2 pseudogenes are annotated in these 522 nt (G+C 61.7%); both read right to left on the bottom strand.

Annotated features, from left to right (window positions below):
* Positions 1 to 385 (bottom strand): annotated as a pseudogene (locus J5M71_RS27070) (16S rRNA methyltransferase); the annotation flags it as partial.
* Between the two features lie 32 nt (positions 386 to 417).
* Positions 418 to 522: pseudogene (locus J5M71_RS27065) on the bottom strand (glycerate dehydrogenase); the annotation flags it as partial.

Here is a 522-nt window from a genome sequence, read left to right as displayed (position 1 = left end):
GGCGAGCGCTGTCGAGTTTGCGTGGCTTGCCGAACGGGTTGAGCTGTTTGGACGCGCCTTCGATGCCGCTGCGTTTTTCCCCGACCAGAAACACCTCACGCCCGGCCAGACGCGACGCCACGGCGTTAAGAATGTAATCGGTGAGGTCCTTGGATTTGGGCAGGAACACCACAGCGCTGTCGAACTCACGCTCGGGCACGTTTACGCCGAACTGGCTGCGGCCCTCGAAACGTGCATCCAGCGCGGCTTGATCGCCAGCGTGCCAGCACCAGCCGAACGCGTTGGGCAAGCGCCCGAGCAAATCATCGGCGGGCAGGCCGGCCAACAGCAGCGAACCCTGGAATAACTCGGCCTGACGAAGCAGTACTTCACTGCGCGGATCCATAACTGCTCCTTGAAAAAAAGTGCCGCAGTTTATCAACTGACGACCCGCAGCGCCTCACCGCTGAAGAACGCATGGGCGTTTTCGCTCAGTTGCCCGACGATACGCTGGCGCGCCTCGCGACTGCCCCAAGCGTTATG

This window comes from Pseudomonas sp. 43(2021) (assembly GCF_017490805.1).
Lineage (GTDB): Bacteria > Pseudomonadota > Gammaproteobacteria > Pseudomonadales > Pseudomonadaceae > Aquipseudomonas.
Note: the sequence above shows the minus strand (reverse complement) of the source record. Positions and strands in the feature narration are given on the sequence as shown.